This window comes from Pseudomonas cavernicola (assembly GCF_003596405.1).
GTDB classification, from domain to species: Bacteria; Pseudomonadota; Gammaproteobacteria; order Pseudomonadales; family Pseudomonadaceae; genus Aquipseudomonas; species Aquipseudomonas cavernicola.
In genome coordinates this window covers 70095-86067 of record NZ_QYUR01000006.1, presented here as the reverse complement: position 1 = coordinate 86067, position 15973 = coordinate 70095, and the positions used below count along the sequence as shown (strand labels likewise).

At 60.2% G+C, this 15973-nt stretch carries 12 protein-coding genes and 1 pseudogene; 7 read left to right on the top strand and 6 right to left on the bottom strand.

Going from position 1 to position 15973, the window contains the following annotated elements; translation table 11 throughout:
• Window positions 1-67 precede the first annotated feature (67 nt).
• Together htpG and D3879_RS16465 are read left to right on the top strand one after the other, a co-directional pair.
• A complete protein-coding gene (gene htpG / locus D3879_RS16470) occupies window positions 68-1966 on the top strand; it encodes a molecular chaperone HtpG (protein ID WP_119955361.1) in 1899 nt (632 codons plus the stop codon).
• A 53-nt stretch (window positions 1967-2019) separates the two neighbouring features.
• Window positions 2020-2331, top strand: a pseudogene (locus D3879_RS16465) (dienelactone hydrolase family protein); the annotation flags it as partial.
• A gap of 41 nt (window positions 2332-2372) precedes the next feature.
• On the opposite strand, the gene D3879_RS16460 reads toward D3879_RS16465, so the two are convergent.
• Both D3879_RS16460 and D3879_RS16455 read right to left on the bottom strand, forming a co-directional pair.
• Window positions 2373-3236, bottom strand: coding sequence for a pirin family protein (locus D3879_RS16460; protein WP_119955360.1), 864 nt, complete (start codon window positions 3234-3236; stop codon window positions 2373-2375).
• A 75-nt stretch (window positions 3237-3311) separates the two neighbouring features.
• Entirely contained in the window at window positions 3312-3731 is a 420-nt protein-coding gene (locus tag D3879_RS16455; RefSeq protein ID WP_119955359.1) for an OsmC family protein, read from the bottom strand.
• Window positions 3732-4025: 294 nt separating this feature from the next.
• Here D3879_RS16455 and D3879_RS16450 point away from each other — a divergent pair, with 294 nt between their 5' ends.
• From D3879_RS16450 to mddA, 4 genes are all read left to right on the top strand, one after another.
• On the top strand, window positions 4026-4490 hold the full coding sequence (locus tag D3879_RS16450) for a DUF3859 domain-containing protein (protein WP_119955358.1): 465 nt from the start codon (window positions 4026-4028) through the stop codon (window positions 4488-4490).
• A 556-nt stretch (window positions 4491-5046) separates the two neighbouring features.
• The gene (locus D3879_RS16445) at window positions 5047-5769 is read left to right on the top strand and encodes a response regulator (protein ID WP_119955357.1); all 723 of its coding nucleotides are present in this window, start codon (window positions 5047-5049) and stop codon (window positions 5767-5769) included.
• 219 nt (window positions 5770-5988) lie between these two features.
• The gene (locus D3879_RS16440; protein WP_119955356.1) at window positions 5989-8808 is read left to right on the top strand and encodes a PAS domain S-box protein; all 2820 of its coding nucleotides are present in this window, start codon (window positions 5989-5991) and stop codon (window positions 8806-8808) included.
• Window positions 8809-8944: 136 nt separating this feature from the next.
• Window positions 8945-9709 (top strand): methanethiol S-methyltransferase, encoded by a 765-nt coding sequence (gene mddA, locus D3879_RS16435; RefSeq protein WP_119955355.1) that lies wholly within the window; start codon window positions 8945-8947, stop codon window positions 9707-9709.
• Window positions 9710-9789: 80 nt separating this feature from the next.
• Here mddA and fabB read toward each other — a convergent pair whose 3' ends face one another.
• The 4 genes from fabB to D3879_RS16415 all read right to left on the bottom strand — a co-directional run bounded on the left by fabB (window position 9790) and on the right by D3879_RS16415 (window position 14575).
• Window positions 9790-11010: a beta-ketoacyl-ACP synthase I gene (gene fabB / locus D3879_RS16430; RefSeq protein WP_119955354.1), complete on the bottom strand. Its 1221-nt coding sequence runs from the start codon at window positions 11008-11010 to the stop codon at window positions 9790-9792.
• Window positions 11011-11021: 11 nt separating this feature from the next.
• On the bottom strand, window positions 11022-11537 hold the full coding sequence (fabA, locus tag D3879_RS16425) for a 3-hydroxyacyl-[acyl-carrier-protein] dehydratase FabA (protein ID WP_119955353.1): 516 nt from the start codon (window positions 11535-11537) through the stop codon (window positions 11022-11024).
• Window positions 11538-11744: 207 nt separating this feature from the next.
• Window positions 11745-13673, bottom strand: coding sequence for a response regulator (locus D3879_RS16420; RefSeq protein WP_119955352.1), 1929 nt, complete (start codon window positions 13671-13673; stop codon window positions 11745-11747).
• Entirely contained in the window at window positions 13670-14575 is a 906-nt protein-coding gene (locus D3879_RS16415; RefSeq protein WP_119955351.1) for an ABC transporter substrate-binding protein, read from the bottom strand. Before D3879_RS16415 ends, D3879_RS16420 begins: the two co-directional genes overlap by 4 nt.
• Before the next feature lie 345 nt (window positions 14576-14920).
• Between D3879_RS16415 and D3879_RS16410 the strand changes: the two genes are divergently transcribed.
• Window positions 14921-15943, top strand: coding sequence for an NAD(P)H-dependent glycerol-3-phosphate dehydrogenase (locus D3879_RS16410; protein WP_119955350.1), 1023 nt, complete (start codon window positions 14921-14923; stop codon window positions 15941-15943).
• The last annotated feature ends 30 nt before the right edge of the window (window positions 15944-15973 follow it).

Here is a 15973-nt window from a genome sequence, read left to right as displayed (position 1 = left end):
GTTGCCCCCATCTGCATGACATCCGCCGCTATTGCGGCTTATGCCATCTAAGTGGAGTTAGACGACCATGAGTGTGGAAACTCAAAAAGAAACCCTGGGCTTCCAGACCGAGGTGAAGCAGCTGCTTCACCTGATGATTCATTCGCTGTATTCCAACAAGGAAATCTTCCTTCGCGAATTGATCTCCAACGCCTCCGATGCGGCCGACAAGCTGCGCTTCGAGGCCCTGGCCAAGCCGGATCTGCTGGAAGGAGGCGACCCGCTGAAGATCCGGGTCAGCTTCAATAAAGACGCCAACACCGTCACCCTCGAAGACAACGGCATCGGTATGAGCCGCGAGGATGCGATCACGCATCTGGGCACCATCGCCAAGTCCGGCACCGCTGATTTTATGAAGCATCTGTCGGGTGATCAGAAGAAAGATTCGCACCTGATCGGCCAGTTCGGCGTCGGTTTTTACTCGGCCTTTATCGTTGCCGACCGGGTGGATGTCTTCACGCGTCGCGCCGGCCTGCCGGCCAGCGAGGGCGTGCATTGGGAATCCCATGGAGAGGGTGAGTTCAGTGTCGCCAGCATCGACAAGCCCGAGCGCGGTACGCGCATCGTGCTGCACCTGAAGAGTGGCGAAACAGAGTTCGCCGACGGCTGGCGCCTGCGCAATATCATCAAGAAGTACTCCGACCATATCGCCCTGCCGATCGAACTACCGAAAGAGCAGCATGGCGAAGAGACCCCGACCGAGGTTGAGTGGGAAACCGTCAACCGCGCCAGCGCGCTGTGGACTCGCCCGCGGGCTGAGGTGAAGGACGAGGAATACCAAGAGTTCTACAAGCACGTTGCTCACGATTTCGAGAACCCGCTGAGCTGGAGCCACAACAAGGTCGAAGGCAAGCTGGAATACACCTCGCTCTTGTATGTGCCGGGGCGTGCGCCGTTCGATTTGTACCAGCGCGAAGCGCCGCACGGTTTGAAACTGTATGTGCAGCGCGTATTCATCATGGATCAGGCCGACGAGTTCCTGCCGTTGTACCTGCGTTTCGTCAAAGGCGTGGTCGACTCCAACGACCTGTCGCTGAACATTTCCCGCGAGATCCTGCAGAAGGATCCGGTGATTGACTCGATGAAGTCGGCACTGACCAAGCGCGCGTTGGACATGCTCGAGAAACTGGCGAAGAACGATCCTGAGCAATACAAAGGCTTCTGGAAGAACTTTGGCCAGGTGATCAAGGAAGGCCCAGCGGAAGACTTCGCCAACAAAGAGAAGATCGCCGGCCTGCTGCGTTTCGCCTCCACCAGCGATGACAGCGGCGAGCAAAGCGTCGCCCTGACCGACTACCTCGGTCGTGTCAAAGACGGTCAGGACAAGATTTACTACCTCACCGGCGAGAGCTACGCCCAGGTGAAGAACAGCCCGCACCTGGAAGTCTTCCGCAAGAAAGGCATCGAAGTGCTGCTGCTCACCGACCGCATCGACGAGTGGCTGATGAGCTACCTGACTGAGTTTGACGGTAAGCACTTCGTTGACGTCGCCCGTGGTGATCTGGACCTCGGTAAGTTGGATTCGGAAGAAGACAAGAAAATCCAGGAAGAGGCTGCCAAGGCCAAAGAAGGTCTGGTCGAGCGCTTGAAAACTGCATTGGGCAGCCAAGTCAGTGAGGTGCGGGTTTCTCATCGCCTGACCGACTCGCCAGCGATTCTGGCCATTGGTGAACAGGATCTCGGTCTGCAGATGCGCCAGATTCTCGAAGCCAGTGGGCAGCAGGTGCCGGACTCGAAGCCGATTTTCGAGTTCAACCCGGCGCATCCGCTGATCGAGAAGCTGGACGCCGAGCAGAGTGAAGAGCGTTTTGGCGACCTGTCGCACATCCTCTTCGATCAGGCCGCCTTGGCGGCTGGCGATAGCCTGAAAGACCCGGCGGCCTATGTGCGCCGGCTGAACAAGTTGTTGGTGGAACTCTCTGCCTGACACGCGACGTAAAGAGAAAGCCCAGCTCTATGCTGGGCTTTTTTTTTTTGTAAAAAGGCTTCGTGTCCTTCCATGGCAATCTGGATACGCCGAATCCGGCGGATGCGCAGAACATCAAGGCGCCGGTGCTGGTGCTGCATGGCGCGAACGATCCGGCAGTACCGCGGGCGCAGGTCGATGGCTTTATCGCCGAGATGAAAGCGGCGAAAACCGATTGGCAACTGGTCAGCTATGGCGGGGCGGTGCATTCCTTCACTAACCTAGTGGCCAATGTGCCTGGACGCAACCAGTACCACCCGCTGGTGGCTACCCGCGCGTTCAAGGCGATGAACGATCTGTTCGATGCGGTGTTTGCCGCGCAGTAGCCGCGCAAGAGACGGGAAGGCAACCCTGCCAGCAACTCGTCTCACCGCGGTAATTCGATGCGCTCGGTTTCCCCTGGTACCTTGGGCCAATCACCTTTAGCCCAGCGCTCACGGGCCTGGTCGATCAGCGCCAGATCGCTGGCGACAAAGTTCCAGTTCATCCGCCGCAGGCCATCTAGCGGGGCGCCGCCGATCATTATCAAGTGGCAGTCGCTGTCGGCGCTCAAGCTGAAGCTTTCACCTTCCGGCAGCACGACCATGCTCTGCGCTTGCAGCGCTCGATCGTCCAGCAATGCTTCACCCGCCAGGACATACAACGCGCGCTGCGGATGCTCAGCCGGTATGAACAGGGTCGCGCCGGTGCTGAGTTTCAGTTCGGCGAGCAGCGTCGGTGTGAGTACCGGTACTGGCGATTTCAGGCAGAAGCCTTCACCGGCAAGCATGCGGACTTGTACGCCGAGCGCTTCGCTGACCGGCAGGCTGGCGGCGCTGTGATGGCTGTAGCTGGGGGCACAGTTTTCCTGTTCGCGCGGCAGCGCCAGCCAAATCTGCAAACCATGCAGCCGCGAACCGCTTTTAAGCAGCTCGGCCGGGGTTCGCTCGACATGGGCAACGCCGCTGCCTGCGGTCATCCAGCTGACGTCACCGGCTTGCACCCGTTGATCTGAGCCGAGGCTGTCCTTGTGCAGCACTTCGCCTTCGAACAGGTAGGTGAGGGTGGATAGGCCGATATGCGGATGCTGGCGGATATTCATCCCGCTACCCGGCGCAAAGGTGTTGGCCAGTATGTGGTCGAAGAATACGAAGGGCCCAACACTGCGGCGCTGGGCCGAGGGCAGGGCGCGCAAGATGGGTTGACCTTCGACGTCCTCGGCGCGGGGACGGACCAGAATAAGGCTAGGCATGGCGGGCACTCGCAGCGGGCTATGCGACCAGCATAACCCGTGTGTCGGGTAAGTCGATTTAGTGGATAAGTCGGTTTATTGAGTCAGTGCGCCTTGGTTCAAGCGTGTCTCGATTTTCACTTCGACGGTGGTCATCAGCTTGTGCAGCGGGCATTTATTGGCAATCGCCAGTAACTTGGCGCGCTGCTCATCGGTCAGCGTGCCGTGCAGGGTGAGTTGTACGGTCATGCCGTAGAAGCCTTCCCTTTCCTTGCTGTTGTCGCTGCTGACATCCACGCTGATGCCGCTCAGCGGAATGTTGTGGCTGCGTGCGTATTGCGTGACGGTTAGTGCTTTGCAGGCGCCGAGGGCAACGTCGAAGTAGTCATGCGGTTCAGGCGCTGAACCTTCGCCACCGTGGGCCTTGGGCATGTCGGTGAACAACTCATGCCGCTCATTGACCTTGATGGCATGGCGGTAGCCGGCGCTGGATCCGGTAGTGACGGTAACGGTCATGGCAATTCTCTCCGGTGGCAGTTGGGGCGCCTCGTTCTAAGTTATAGAGCCTCTGGTGGCTGGGCGCTCTGGGCACAGCGCCACCGACTTTGGGTCTCACCATGCAGCAGGCGCCTGCATACAATCAAGGGTCGCTAAGTTGAGCAGGGTTATGCCGCAACCGGCCGACTCATTGCGTCTCCAGGTTGTGAAGTGCTGGCTTGCGGTACTCAGGCGTCAGCGCTGCAGTGCCTCTGTCATCAGCCTGTCATGCCAACGTCATAGGCTCGCGGCATCCCAATCAAGGAGCGCGATATGCAATACACCCGTTTGAGTGCGCTGGCTGCGTTGATGCTGTTTGCCGGTTTGGCCAATGCCGAAGTGCGTGTTGAAGGACCGGTCGAGTACGGCCTATTCGAGAGCAGCGCGCAGAACCTTCAGCCCGGCGAGCGTGTGCTGACGCGCAGTAACCAGCAGATCAAGCAGACCGATGTGATACCCGCGAAGCTCGGTACCAAGTTCGGTATGCGCTACAGCCTGATCGGTAAACAGGCTGACGACACGCCGTTGACCCTGTTGTATTTCACGCCCGGAATGCTTTCGCCGGACGGCAAACGGCACGACAAGTTTGAAGTGGTGCAAAAGCTGGTGGTCGGTGCGCCGCAAGACGTGATGGCGTTTGAATTCACTGAATACCATGAGGTCGTGCCGGGCGAATGGCGCTTCATGGTGTTCCAGGGTGACCGTCTGTTGGCGGAGCAACGTTTTAACGTGCGTTGATTCGCGCTGTTGTTTAGCACCGCTTGAGCCGGTATACGGCTCGGGCTTTTTTATGGTTTTTCACGGATTGCCGGGGGGCATGAGGGCTAATACCGGATGGGCAAGAGGGTGTTGTCTTGTCGTTTGGTGTCATTCGGTGCTTGCCGTGCTGGCTGACAGCCCGGTTTCGCCCTGCTGGGCGAGTCACTTTTCCCAGTCGCGGGGAAAGCAACCAAAAGCGCTTGCCCCGGCATCCGGCCCGCCTGCGGCGGGTTCCCTGACGGGGCGCTGTCCTCGCACACCTGATGTATCCCATCCACTAGGCAGCAGAGGCTTCGAGTTTTTTAAAGAACATGCAGGCGACACCCCGATCCCCGTTAGTAGTCCGAGTGGAGGTACTGAGGAGGGGGACGCGACGACTGCATGGATGCAGGAGGTAGGGCGATGCCGGGAGCAATTGTCGAGGCAGGACGCCGAGCGAGCCACCAAGGGACTGTTGGCGACGACCAGCAGCACGGCGCATGATAAGCGGCCGGCTATGCTGTGGACGTTGCCGATGACAGCTTGAGGTTTGCGGATGAGCGAGAGCATTCAGGTGCTGGTGGTGGATGACGAGCCCGAGGTGCGCCAATTGCTGGAAGACTATCTCGGTGCTCAGGGGTACGCGGTGCAGAGCGTGGGCAGCAGCCTAGAGCTGCGGGAAAAGCTGGCTAGCCAGCTGCCGGATGTGGTGTTGCTGGATGTTGGCCTGCCGGGCGAGGATGGCCTCAGCCTGGCGCGTTTCCTGCGTGAGCGGCATGACCTGCCGGTGATCATGATTTCGGGAGCGGGCAGCCCGTTGGATCGCATCATCGGACTGGAGGTCGGGGCCGACGACTACCTGGCCAAGCCCTTCGATCCGCGCGAGCTATTGGCCCGGCTGAAGACTGTGCTACGTCGCTATCAACGCACCCCGCCAGCACCGCAGGATGCCGGTAAGGCGGCCCGTTGTGTGCAATTGGGGCATTACCAGTTGGATCTGGACAGTCATCAGTTACTCGATGAAAACGGCGCGGAGATTGCCTTGACCGCCATGGAGTTCGACCTGCTGCAAGCGTTCGCCCAGCGGCCGAACCGACCACTGTCCCGCGATCAACTGCTCAATCTGACCCAGAATCGCGATTGGAACCCGTTTGACCGCTCCATCGACATTCGCATCGCCCGCCTGCGGCGCAAACTGGAAGCCGATCCAGACAAGCCGCAGATCATCCGTACCGTGCGTGGGGTGGGCTATATGTGCGTGCCTGGGCCGCGCTCCTGAGGACCTGTTCAATATCTGTTGTGCTTGGTCATGCGGCGTTGAAAACAGGCTCGTCTGACCTGCGCTCGCGACGTGCTTGAACAGGTTCTGACTCGGCGTTAGGTTCGAAGGGTCGCAAGGCCGAGTGTTTCAATTGTTTCAGCCTGGTTGTTCGACTGCTTGAGTGCCACCGGCCATCTCTATACTCGGCAGAAAAGCCCCTGAAGCGGAGCCCATTGCATGAGCCAGCCACTGCCAAGCCCGATTATCGCCTCCTCTGGTGCCGGCCCCATTGCGGCTGAACACCATCTACGGCAGATCATCGATAACAGCAATTCGGTGATCTACGTGAAGGATCTGCAGGGCCGCTACTGTCTGGTCAACCGCGCCTTCGAGAACCTCTTCAAGCTGCCCGCCGAGCACGTGTTAGGGCAGACCGACCACCAACTGTTCCCGCAAAGCATGGCCGCCAGCCTGCGGGCTAACGACCTGAGCGTGGCGAGCCTTGGCCAGTCGCGCGAATTCGAGGAACAGTTGCAGATCGGCGAACGGGCCTCGACCTACCTGTCGAGCAAATTCCCGCTGTTCGACGCCGAGGGTCAGGTGACCGCCGTGTGCGGTATCTCGACCGATATTAGCGATCGGAAAAAGGTCGAGGATGCCCTGCGCTATGTCGCGTTGGGGGTGTCGGCGGCTACCGGTACTGAAGTGTTCGAGGCCCTTGCCCGCTATCTGGCGCGCTCGCTGCAAGCCGATTTCGCCTTTGTCAGCCGGGTCAGCGATGAGGGGCCGCAGTGCTTGACCACGCTGGCTTTGTATTACAACGGCAAACTCCACACCAACGCCACCTACGAGCTGTCGGGTACTCCCTGCCAGCAAGTGTTCAACCGGGCCTTCCACTTCGTCGGCAGTGATCTGCTCGAGCTCTACCCGAATGACAGCGTCGCGAAGTCGTTCGGGATACAGAGCTATGCCGGCTATCCGCTATTCGCCAGTGATGGGCGGCCGTTGGGCCTGATCGCCGCCGGGCGTTGCAGCCCTTTGCAGGAAGACCGCAATCGGGTCGAGTCGGTGCTGCGGATCTTCTCGGTACGGGCCGCCGCCGAATTACAGCGGCTGGATGCCGAGGCCAGTTACCGGGCGATTTTCGAGGCTTCGGAAGACGCCATCTTCGTCCTCGATTTGCACAGCGGCACGCTGGTCGACGTCAATCCGCGGGCTTGCCAGGCCTATGGTTACAGTTATGAGGAAATGCTCAGCTTGGGGGTGGACACCTTCAGTGCTGGCTACCCGCCTTATACCGATGTCGATGCGGCCGGCTGGCTGGCGCGGGCGCGGGCGGGTGAGCCGCAACGTTTCGAGTGGCACCGGCGCAACCGCGATGGCGGTTTGCACTGGGACGAGGTGTTTCTCAAGCGGGCCACCATCGGCGGGATCGATCGGATTCTCGCTTTCACCCGCGAGATCACCCAGCGCAAGGAGGCCGAACAAGCCCTGCGCGCCAGCGAACAGCAGTACCGCACTATTGTCAGTACGGCGTTGGACTGCATCATCGGCATGGACAGCCGTGGGCGCATCACCACCTTTAACCCCGCAGCAGAACAGTGCTTCGGCTATACGAGGGAACAGGCGCTGGGCCAGCCCTGGGCCGAGTTGATGATCCCCGAGCGGTTGCGCGAGATCTATAAAAAGGGGTTTGCCAGCCACTTGGCCAACGGTGACGGGCCGCTACTCGGTCGCCGGGTCGAACTCAGTGCGCAGCGCGCCAACGCCGAGGAATTTCCCGCGGAGCTGGCGATTTCGGTGGTGCAGGGAGCCGAGGGGCCGAGTTTTATCTGTTACCTGCGCGATATCACCGAGCGCAAGGAAGCCGAGGAGCAGCGCGAGCGCCTGGAGCGTCAACTACGGCAAGCGCAGCGGATGGAAGCCATCGGCCACCTGACCGGGGGCATCGCCCATGACTTCAATAACCTGCTGACCAGCATGCTTGGTTACACGGTGATGGCCGAGGAGCATGCCGAGCGCCTCGGTGACGAGCGCCTGGGGCAGTACCTTGGGCGGGTGCAGCGCTCGGCGGAAAAGGCCCGCGATCTGATCCAGCAGATGCTCACCTTCAGCCGCGGCAGTCGTGGCCAGCCGCAACCGGTGGCCCTGGATAGCCTGATCGCAGACTTCATCCGCCTGCTCGAATCGACCCTGCCAGCAACGGTGGAGATAGATACCCAACTGAGCGAGGGGCTGCCGCTGGTGCTGGTCGACCCGGTGCAGTTGGAACAGGTGCTGATGAACCTGTGTATCAATGCCCGTGATGCCATGGGCAGTGTCGGCCAACTGCATATCGGCCTGCAACGCCGCGCATATCCGGCTGCCGTTTGCACCTCCTGTCAGCAGGCTTTCGCCGGTGACTATCTGGTGCTCTCGGTGCAGGACAGTGGGCCCGGCATCGATTCGGCGGTCCAGACACGCATGTTCGAACCGTTCTTCACCACCAAGGTGTTGGGGCAAGGCAGCGGTATGGGTTTGTCGATGGTGCATGGCATCGTCCACGAATATGGCGGGCACGTCCTGTTGCAGAGCGCGCCAGGGCAGGGCACGGGGTTCCAGATTCTTATTCCGCCAATGGCTGGTACGAGCAGCTGCAGTGCGGAGCCACACAGGTTGACGGACCCGGATGCGGTCTTGGCGCCGCTGAGCGGGCGGGTGGTGGTGGTCGACGACGAGCCGCTGGTGGCTGAGTTCATGGCCGAACGCCTGGCGCAATGGGGCGCCGAGGTGCGCGTCTTTTCTGATCCGCAAGAGGCTTCGGCGCTGTTGCTGGCCGACCCTTACGCCTGGGATTTCGTCATTCTCGATCAGAGCATGCCGCGCCTCACCGGCCTGCAACTGGCGCGGCGTCTGCTGGCCGCGCGGGCCGATCTGCCAATTGCACTTTACAGCGGTTTCAGCGACCAGCTGACGGAAGCGGATGTGATCGCCCAAGGTCTCAAGGGCCTGCTGCATAAACCTCTGGATCAGGCGCGTTTGCACGCTCTGTTACGCGTCCATCTACCTTTGGCCTGAGCCAGCGGAAACCTGCTGCAACCAAGCTGATACAAACTATGCCTTGCTGGCCATCGCGCTGATACAGCGCCGGCGCAACCTGACCTCAACTGCAGAAAGCCTTGCAGACTCTCATCACTGAGGCAGGACTACGACCATGAAACGCTTAGCGATCTTCCTGTATGGCGTTGCCAGTTATGCAATCTTCTTCGTCACGTTTCTCTATGCCATCGGCTTTGTCGGCAACCTACCGCAGGTGCCGAACACCATCGACGGCACGCCCGGGTTGGGGTTCTGGAGTGCTCTGGGTGTGGACGTGCTGCTGCTGGGAGTCTTTGTCGTGCAGCACAGTGCCATGGCGCGGCCGGCTTTCAAGCGCTGGTTGACCCTGATCATCCCGCAGGCCGCCGAGCGCAGCACCTATGTGCTGTTCTCCAGCTTGGCGCTGATCCTGCTGTTCAGCTTCTGGCAGCCGTTGGGCGGGCTGATCTGGCAGGTGGACAACCATTCCGGGCGCTTAGTGCTGGGCGCGGCCTTTGGTTTTGGCTGGGCGCTATTGATCTACAGTACTGTTCTGCTCAATCACTTCGAGTTGCTCGGTCTACGTCAGGTCAGCTTGCAACTGCTGGGTAAACCCTATGAACCGCTGCCGCTGCAGGAGTCTGGTGCTTATGCACTGGTGCGTCACCCGCTCTATGCCGGGTGGCTGCTGTGCTTCTGGGCGACCCCGAGCATGAGCGCGGCGCACCTATTGTTCGCGGTGCTGACCACGGTCTATGTGTTGATCGCTATCCGCCTGGAGGAACGCGACCTGCTGGCGGCTCATCCCGAGTATCGCCGTTATCGCCAGCAGGTGCCGAAGCTGCTGCCACGCTTTGGCCGTAAGTCACCACAAGATGAGAAGGCCAGTGAGCTGGCCTGAGGTCAGAATGCATGAGTGCGAAGGCCAGAAACGACAAGGGCGCCTATTTGGCGCCCTTGTCGTATGCGGGAATGTTTAGCTTACTTCCCGGTCCAGCGCTTCAGTACCAGGGTGGCGTTGGTGCCACCGAAGCCGAAGCTGTTGCTCATCACGGTGTTCAACGTGACGTTTTCCTGGGTCTTGCGGACGATTGGCAGATCAGCCACTTCCGGATCCAGTTCTTCGATGTTGGCCGAGCCGGCGATGAAGTTACCTTCCATCATCAGCATGCAGTAGATCGCCTCTTGCACGCCGGCGGCGCCCAAGGAGTGGCCGGACAAGCTCTTGGTCGAGCTGATCGGCGGCGCCTTGTCACCGAACACTGCGCGCACGCCCTTGATCTCGGCAACGTCGCCGACCGGGGTGGAAGTACCGTGGGTATTCAGGTAATCGATCGGGCCTTCAACGGTGGAAAGCGCCTGCTGCATGCAGCGGATGGCGCCTTCACCGCTCGGGGCGACCATATCGTAGCCATCGGAAGTGGCGCCGTAGCCGACGATTTCCGCGTAGATCTTGGCGCCGCGCTTGAGCGCATGCTCCAATTCTTCGACCACCACCATGCCACCGCCGCCAGCGATGACGAAGCCGTCACGCTTGGCATCGTAAGCCCGCGAGGCTTTTTCCGGGGTTTCGTTGTACTGGGTGGACAGGGCGCCCATGGCGTCGAACAGGCAGCTTTGGCTCCAATGTTCTTCTTCACCGCCACCGGCGAAGACCACGTCCTGCTTGCCCAACTGGATCTGCTCCATGGCTTGACCAATGCAGTGCGCACTGGTGGCGCAAGCGGAGGAGATGGAGAAGTTCACGCCCTTGATCTGGAACGGCGTGGCCAGGCAGGCGGATACCGTACTGCCCATGGTGCGGGTCACACGGTATGGGCCGATGCGCTTGACGCCTTTCTCGCGCAGGGTGTCGATGGCTTCCATCTGGTTGACGGTCGAGGCGCCGCCGGAACCGGCGATCAGGCCCGTGCGCGGGTTGGAAATCTGCTCCGGGGTCAGGCCGGAATCCTTGATCGCCTGTTCCATCGACAAGTAGGCATATGCCGCGGCGTCGCCCATGAAGCGGTAAACCTTGCGGTCGATCAGCTCTTCGAGGTTCAGGTCGACCGAACCGGAAACCTGGCTGCGCAGGCCCATTTCGGCATAGGACGGGTTTTTGCGGATACCGGCACGGCTAGCGCGCAGGTTGGCGGAGACGGTGTCTTTATCATTGCCCAAGCAGGAAACGATGCCCAGACCGGTGATCACGACGCGACGCATGCGGATAACCCTTAGAAATTGTCAGTGGAAGTGAACAGGCCGACGCGCAAACCTTCGGCACTGTAGATCTCGCGGCCATCGACGCTAACGGTGCCATCGGCGATAGCCAGGACCAGCGAGCGGTTGATGGTGCGTTTGATTTGAATGTTGTAAGTGATTTTCTTTGCAGTCGGAAGTACCTGACCGAAGAATTTAACTTCGCCCGAGCCCAATGCGCGACCGCGGCCTGGGTTACCTTGCCAGCCCAAGTAGAAACCAACCAACTGCCACATGGCGTCGAGGCCCAGGCAGCCCGGCATTACTGGATCGCCTTCGAAGTGGCAGGCAAAAAACCACAGGTCCGGGTTGATATCGAGCTCGGCAACCAGTTCACCCTTGCCATATTTGCCGCCGGTCTCACTGATGTGAGTGATGCGATCAACCATCAGCATGTTCGGGGCGGGCAATTGCGCGTTACCTGGGCCGAATAGCTCGCCGCGACTGCAGCGCAGCAGATCTTCCCGAGTAAAAGCGTTTTGTTTGGACATGCGAGCTCCTCAATAATCCCCGTGCGGCAGGGCTAAGCGAATCATCTAAACTGGCCCGGCGCGAAGGGCGTCGTTGGCAGCCTAGTCATAGACTGTTGCGTTGTGGTGAAAGTCACAGCGTACTGAGCACAGTTGTACACCAGTCCCGCTGACGGTTGTCGCAACAGCTCGACCCTAGCGCTTTGCGCTGGATCAGATTGGATCACTTTAACACTCCTGGCCACTCGCCGAAGGTCGGGGTGGCAGCCAGCGTTGCAGTACTTGTTGCAAGTCGGCTCGTTTGAACGGTTTGGCCAGGTAATCGTTCATCCCGGCTAGCAGGCAAGCCTCGCGGTCACCCTGCAGGGCATTGGCGGTCAGTGCAATGATTGGAACCTCGGCGCGCTCCGGTAATTGACGAATCTGCCGTGTTGCCTCGTAACCGTCCATTACCGGTAGTCGGCAATCCATCAGGATGGCGTCGAAGCTGTAGCGTTCGGCGCTGTGCAGCGCCTGAGCGCCGTCGCCAACCAGGCTGACCTGATAACCGAGGCTGCGCAACATGGCCTCGATGACCGTTTGGTTGACCGGGTTGTCCTCGACGAGCAGGACTTCTTGGCCATTCCCGTTGACGCTATCTTGCGTTGCTCGGTGCTGTGGGGCGGGAGCCTGCTGGCAAAAGGGGAGGGGGATTTCCAGGGTGAAGATCGACCCGCGACCCTCATGGCTTTCGGCCCGCAGGGTGCCGCCCATGCGCTCAGCCAGGGTGCGGGCGATAGGCAGGCCGAGGCCGGTGCCGCCATAGCGTCGGGAGATCGAGGTGTCGGCCTGCTGGAATGCATCGAACATGCGCGCCAGACGTTCAGGCGAAATACCTATGCCACTGTCATGCACGGCGTAGCTGAACCAGAGCACCTCGTTGTCTAGCGGTTGCCAGCGGGTCTCGATGCGGATGCTACCGTCTTCGGTGAACTTCAGCGCGTTGCCCAAGAGGTTGACCAGAATCTGCCGAATACGTGTGGGATCGCCCTGTACCTCGAGCTGCTCCAGCCCGGCCTGGGTGTCCAGTTTCAGCGCCAGGCCGCGTTGTTGTGCGCTGTGCTGGAATACCTGCGCCGAGCTTTGGATCAGATCCAGCAGGTTGAACGGGATGCGTTCCAACTCCAGCGCGCCGCGCTCGATGCGCGAGAAGTCGAGAATGTCGTTGATCACCTTCAGAAGATGCTCGGTGGACTCAGTCGCCAACGCCGAGTATTCCGCTTGCTCGCCGGTCATCTCGGTGGTTTCCAGCAGTTGCAGCATGCCGAGCACGCCATTCATCGGGGTGCGCAGTTCATGGCTCATCATCGCCAGGAAGTCAGACTTGGCGCGGTTAGCCTGTTCGGATTCTTCGCGCGTCTTGATCAGTTGGGCGATGGCCTGCTGCTGCTCGTGGCTGGCCTGCTCAAGCCCGCTGGCCAGGTTATTGATGTGGCGTGCCAGGTCGCCCAGTTCACCGTCGTCGACCTCCGGCAACGCCGTGCGGTAGTTGCCGGCCTGGATGGCCTTCACGGCTTCGCCCATGGCGCTGATCGGCTGTGACAGGCGACGTGCCAAGCGGCGCGCCACCAGAAAGGTCAGCAGTAGGGCAAACACCGCCAGCACTGTGGCTTTCAGCAGAATTTCCTGCTGGCGGCTGCTGAACGCATCGTTAGACATACCGACCACGACGCGGCCGAGATAATTGTTGCCAAGATGACTGCTGCGTTCGTTGGGGGAATGCAAAAAATCGTTGCCTAGCGCGATGCTTTGCAGGCGGATCGGCGCGTGGAACACCTCGACCTGTGGGGTGCTTTGGCTTTGGCTATTAGGTTGCTCGATGTACACCAGGATGTTGTCTTCGCGGTCTCGGACCTCGAGGAAGCGCACATGCGGGGTACTCAGGGTGGCTTGCAGCAAGGTGTCCAGCACTTGCAGGTTGCCGGCGATGACGCCGTATTCAGTTGCTGGGGCGAGCTGGTTGGCGATCAGCTGGCCGGTGTGGTTCAGCTCCTGACGCAGATCCTGCAAGCGCACAAAGGTGAAAAAACCGGTCAGCAGCAGGGTCAGCAACAGGGCCGGGCCAACGCTGATCAACTGCGTGCGGGTGTGGATGTCCCAACCTCGGCGCAGGTTCATGGGATGTTCTCTCCTTCAGCCAATTGCCGCGTCAATTCAGCGTCGTCGGCCAGTTCGATGCCCAAGGCGCGTGCTACTGGGTGGTTACCGAGTACTTTGAAATAGATCGGGTAGAGCGTCCGGGGCCAGCTCGACGGCGTCTGATCGAGCAGTGTATCGAGCGTGGCCAACCAGTCAGCCCGGTCGCTGTAACTGCTGGCCAAGCTGCCGGCCTTGACGAAACTGGCGCTGGGGCCGAGTAGGGCGCGTTGCTGGGCATAGCTGGTCAGTAGCAGGCTTTTGCTGGTTTGCGGGGTATAGAAGTCCTGGTCGTTCAGGCCCAGTAGCAAGTCACTGCGGTTGAGCAGAGCCAGTACTGGGCGAGTGTCACGGGTGTCGGTCCAGAGCTGGTCGATGACCTCCAGCCCCAGTGCCGTTGCGGCTAGGCGCAGTTCGTCAAACATAAAGTCGCTGTGCTGATCATGCAGTACACCGATGCGTTTGGCCGCAGGGAATATCAGCCGTGCCAGGCGTAACTGGCGCGCCGGTGCGGGATCACTCCAGAGCAGGCTGAGATGGTTGGGACGCGCGTCGCCGAGGAGTTGCTGAGCCTGCACGCGGCTAACGCGCAGTATCAGCGTCGGCGGGCCCTGCGGTTCAGCCAGGCGCCAATTGAGGGCCTGGCTGCCGAACAGAATAAGCCGGGTGTCACGGGGCAAGGTGCCGGGGGCTGGCAGTTGCGCGAGGGGGACAAAATGCACCTGGTCCTGCGGTCGAAGTTCGCCCAAGACGCGACTGAACGCGCGCAGTGTCGAGCTGTCATCGGCGCCACTGAGCAATACTTCAGCGGCCCATAGTGGCGCGGCGGACAGCAGATAGCCACTGAGCAGACAGCAACTTATTAGTAGGGGGAGACGGCGCATCCGTGGGCCTCGTGGGGGGCTCGTCCTCAAGGAGTTATAACGCATCCTGAAACTCTAGCTGCACGCTGGAATACAGCCGTTGACGTTCGTCGCAGTGCTTTGTGCGCCGGCTCAGCGCGTGGTTGTCTAAGTCAATGTGCATGAAGCACCCTTGTTCACGCCGGGGATTGCGTCATGTTAACCGAGGTGGGTGGTTTTGCCTTTTGGCTACTTAGCGCGCACGGAGTAATTCTGCTTAATTTAAACCTGTCTGGGGCAACGCCGTCCCTGAGGACTGGTTGCTGACCGGTCGCACCGTATAATGCCGGTGGACCGCCATGCTGAATGGCTCAATACGGACTCGTTATGACTGAACAGCAACCCATCGCGGTGCTAGGTGGCGGGAGCTTCGGCACCGCGATTGCCAATCTTTTGGCCGAGAACGGCCAGCATGTGCAGCTGTGGATGCGTGATTCCGAGCAGGCTGAAGCAATCCGCGTCAATCGCGAGAATCCGCGTTACCTCAAAGGCGTGAAAATTCACCCGGGTGTGGAACCCGTCACCGATCTGGCTGCCAGTCTGGCAGCTTGTGAGATGGTGTTTGTCGCGCTGCCCTCGAATGCTTTGCGCAATGTGCTGCAGCCGTTTGTCGAGCAACTGGCAGGCAAACTGTTGGTGAGCCTGACCAAGGGTATTGAGGCGCAGAGCTTCAAACTGATGAGCCAGATTCTTGAAGATATTGCCCCGCAGGCACGTATTGGTGTGCTGTCCGGGCCTAACCTGGCGAAAGAAATTGCCGAACATGCGTTGACCGCAACCGTGATTGCCAGTGAAGACGATGCGCTCTGCCAACGTGTGCAGGCAGCCTTGCATGGCCGCACTTTCCGGGTTTACGCCAGCAGCGATCGGTTTGGTGTCGAGTTGGGTGGTGCGCTGAAAAACGTCTACGCAATTATTGCCGGCATGGCAGCGGCGCTGGGGATGGGCGAGAACACCAAGAGCATGCTGATCACCCGTGCGCTGGCGGAGATGACTCGGTTTGCCGTCAAACTGGGTGCCAATCCGATGACGTTCCTGGGCCTGGCAGGGGTCGGTGATTTGATCGTCACCTGTTCGTCACCGAAAAGCCGCAATTATCAGGTCGGCTTCGCTCTGGGCGAGGGGTTGAGCCTGGAGGAAGCGGTTACGCGCCTCGGTGAAGTCGCCGAAGGGGTCAATACCCTCAAGGTGCTGAAGGCCAAGGCTGAAGAGCTGCAGATCTACATGCCGCTGGTCGCGGGTCTGCATGCCATTCTTTTCGAGGGACGTACGCTGACTCAGGTGATTGAACTGCTGATGCGCGCCGAACCGAAGACCGATGTCGACTTTATCCCTACCAGTGGTTTCTAGGGGCCCAGCGAACAATCCGGATGCACCGTG

Excerpts from the sequence above, each read along its gene's own strand:
- htpG (WP_119955361.1), top strand. The coding sequence starts at position 68 with ATGAGTGTGGAAACTCAAAAAGAAACCCTGGGCTTCCAGACCGAGGTG.
- D3879_RS16460 (WP_119955360.1), bottom strand. The coding sequence starts at position 3,236 with ATGCCTAGCCTTATTCTGGTCCGTCCCCGCGCCGAGGACGTCGAAGGT.
- D3879_RS16455 (WP_119955359.1), bottom strand. The coding sequence starts at position 3,731 with ATGACCGTTACCGTCACTACCGGATCCAGCGCCGGCTACCGCCATGCC.
- D3879_RS16450 (WP_119955358.1), top strand. The coding sequence starts at position 4,026 with ATGCAATACACCCGTTTGAGTGCGCTGGCTGCGTTGATGCTGTTTGCC.
- D3879_RS16445 (WP_119955357.1), top strand. The coding sequence starts at position 5,047 with ATGAGCGAGAGCATTCAGGTGCTGGTGGTGGATGACGAGCCCGAGGTG.
- D3879_RS16440 (WP_119955356.1), top strand. The coding sequence starts at position 5,989 with ATGAGCCAGCCACTGCCAAGCCCGATTATCGCCTCCTCTGGTGCCGGC.
- mddA (WP_119955355.1), top strand. The coding sequence starts at position 8,945 with ATGAAACGCTTAGCGATCTTCCTGTATGGCGTTGCCAGTTATGCAATC.
- fabB (WP_119955354.1), bottom strand. The coding sequence starts at position 11,010 with ATGCGTCGCGTCGTGATCACCGGTCTGGGCATCGTTTCCTGCTTGGGC.
- fabA (WP_119955353.1), bottom strand. The coding sequence starts at position 11,537 with ATGTCCAAACAAAACGCTTTTACTCGGGAAGATCTGCTGCGCTGCAGT.
- D3879_RS16420 (WP_119955352.1), bottom strand. The coding sequence starts at position 13,673 with ATGAACCTGCGCCGAGGTTGGGACATCCACACCCGCACGCAGTTGATC.
- D3879_RS16415 (WP_119955351.1), bottom strand. The coding sequence starts at position 14,575 with ATGCGCCGTCTCCCCCTACTAATAAGTTGCTGTCTGCTCAGTGGCTAT.
- D3879_RS16410 (WP_119955350.1), top strand. The coding sequence starts at position 14,921 with ATGACTGAACAGCAACCCATCGCGGTGCTAGGTGGCGGGAGCTTCGGC.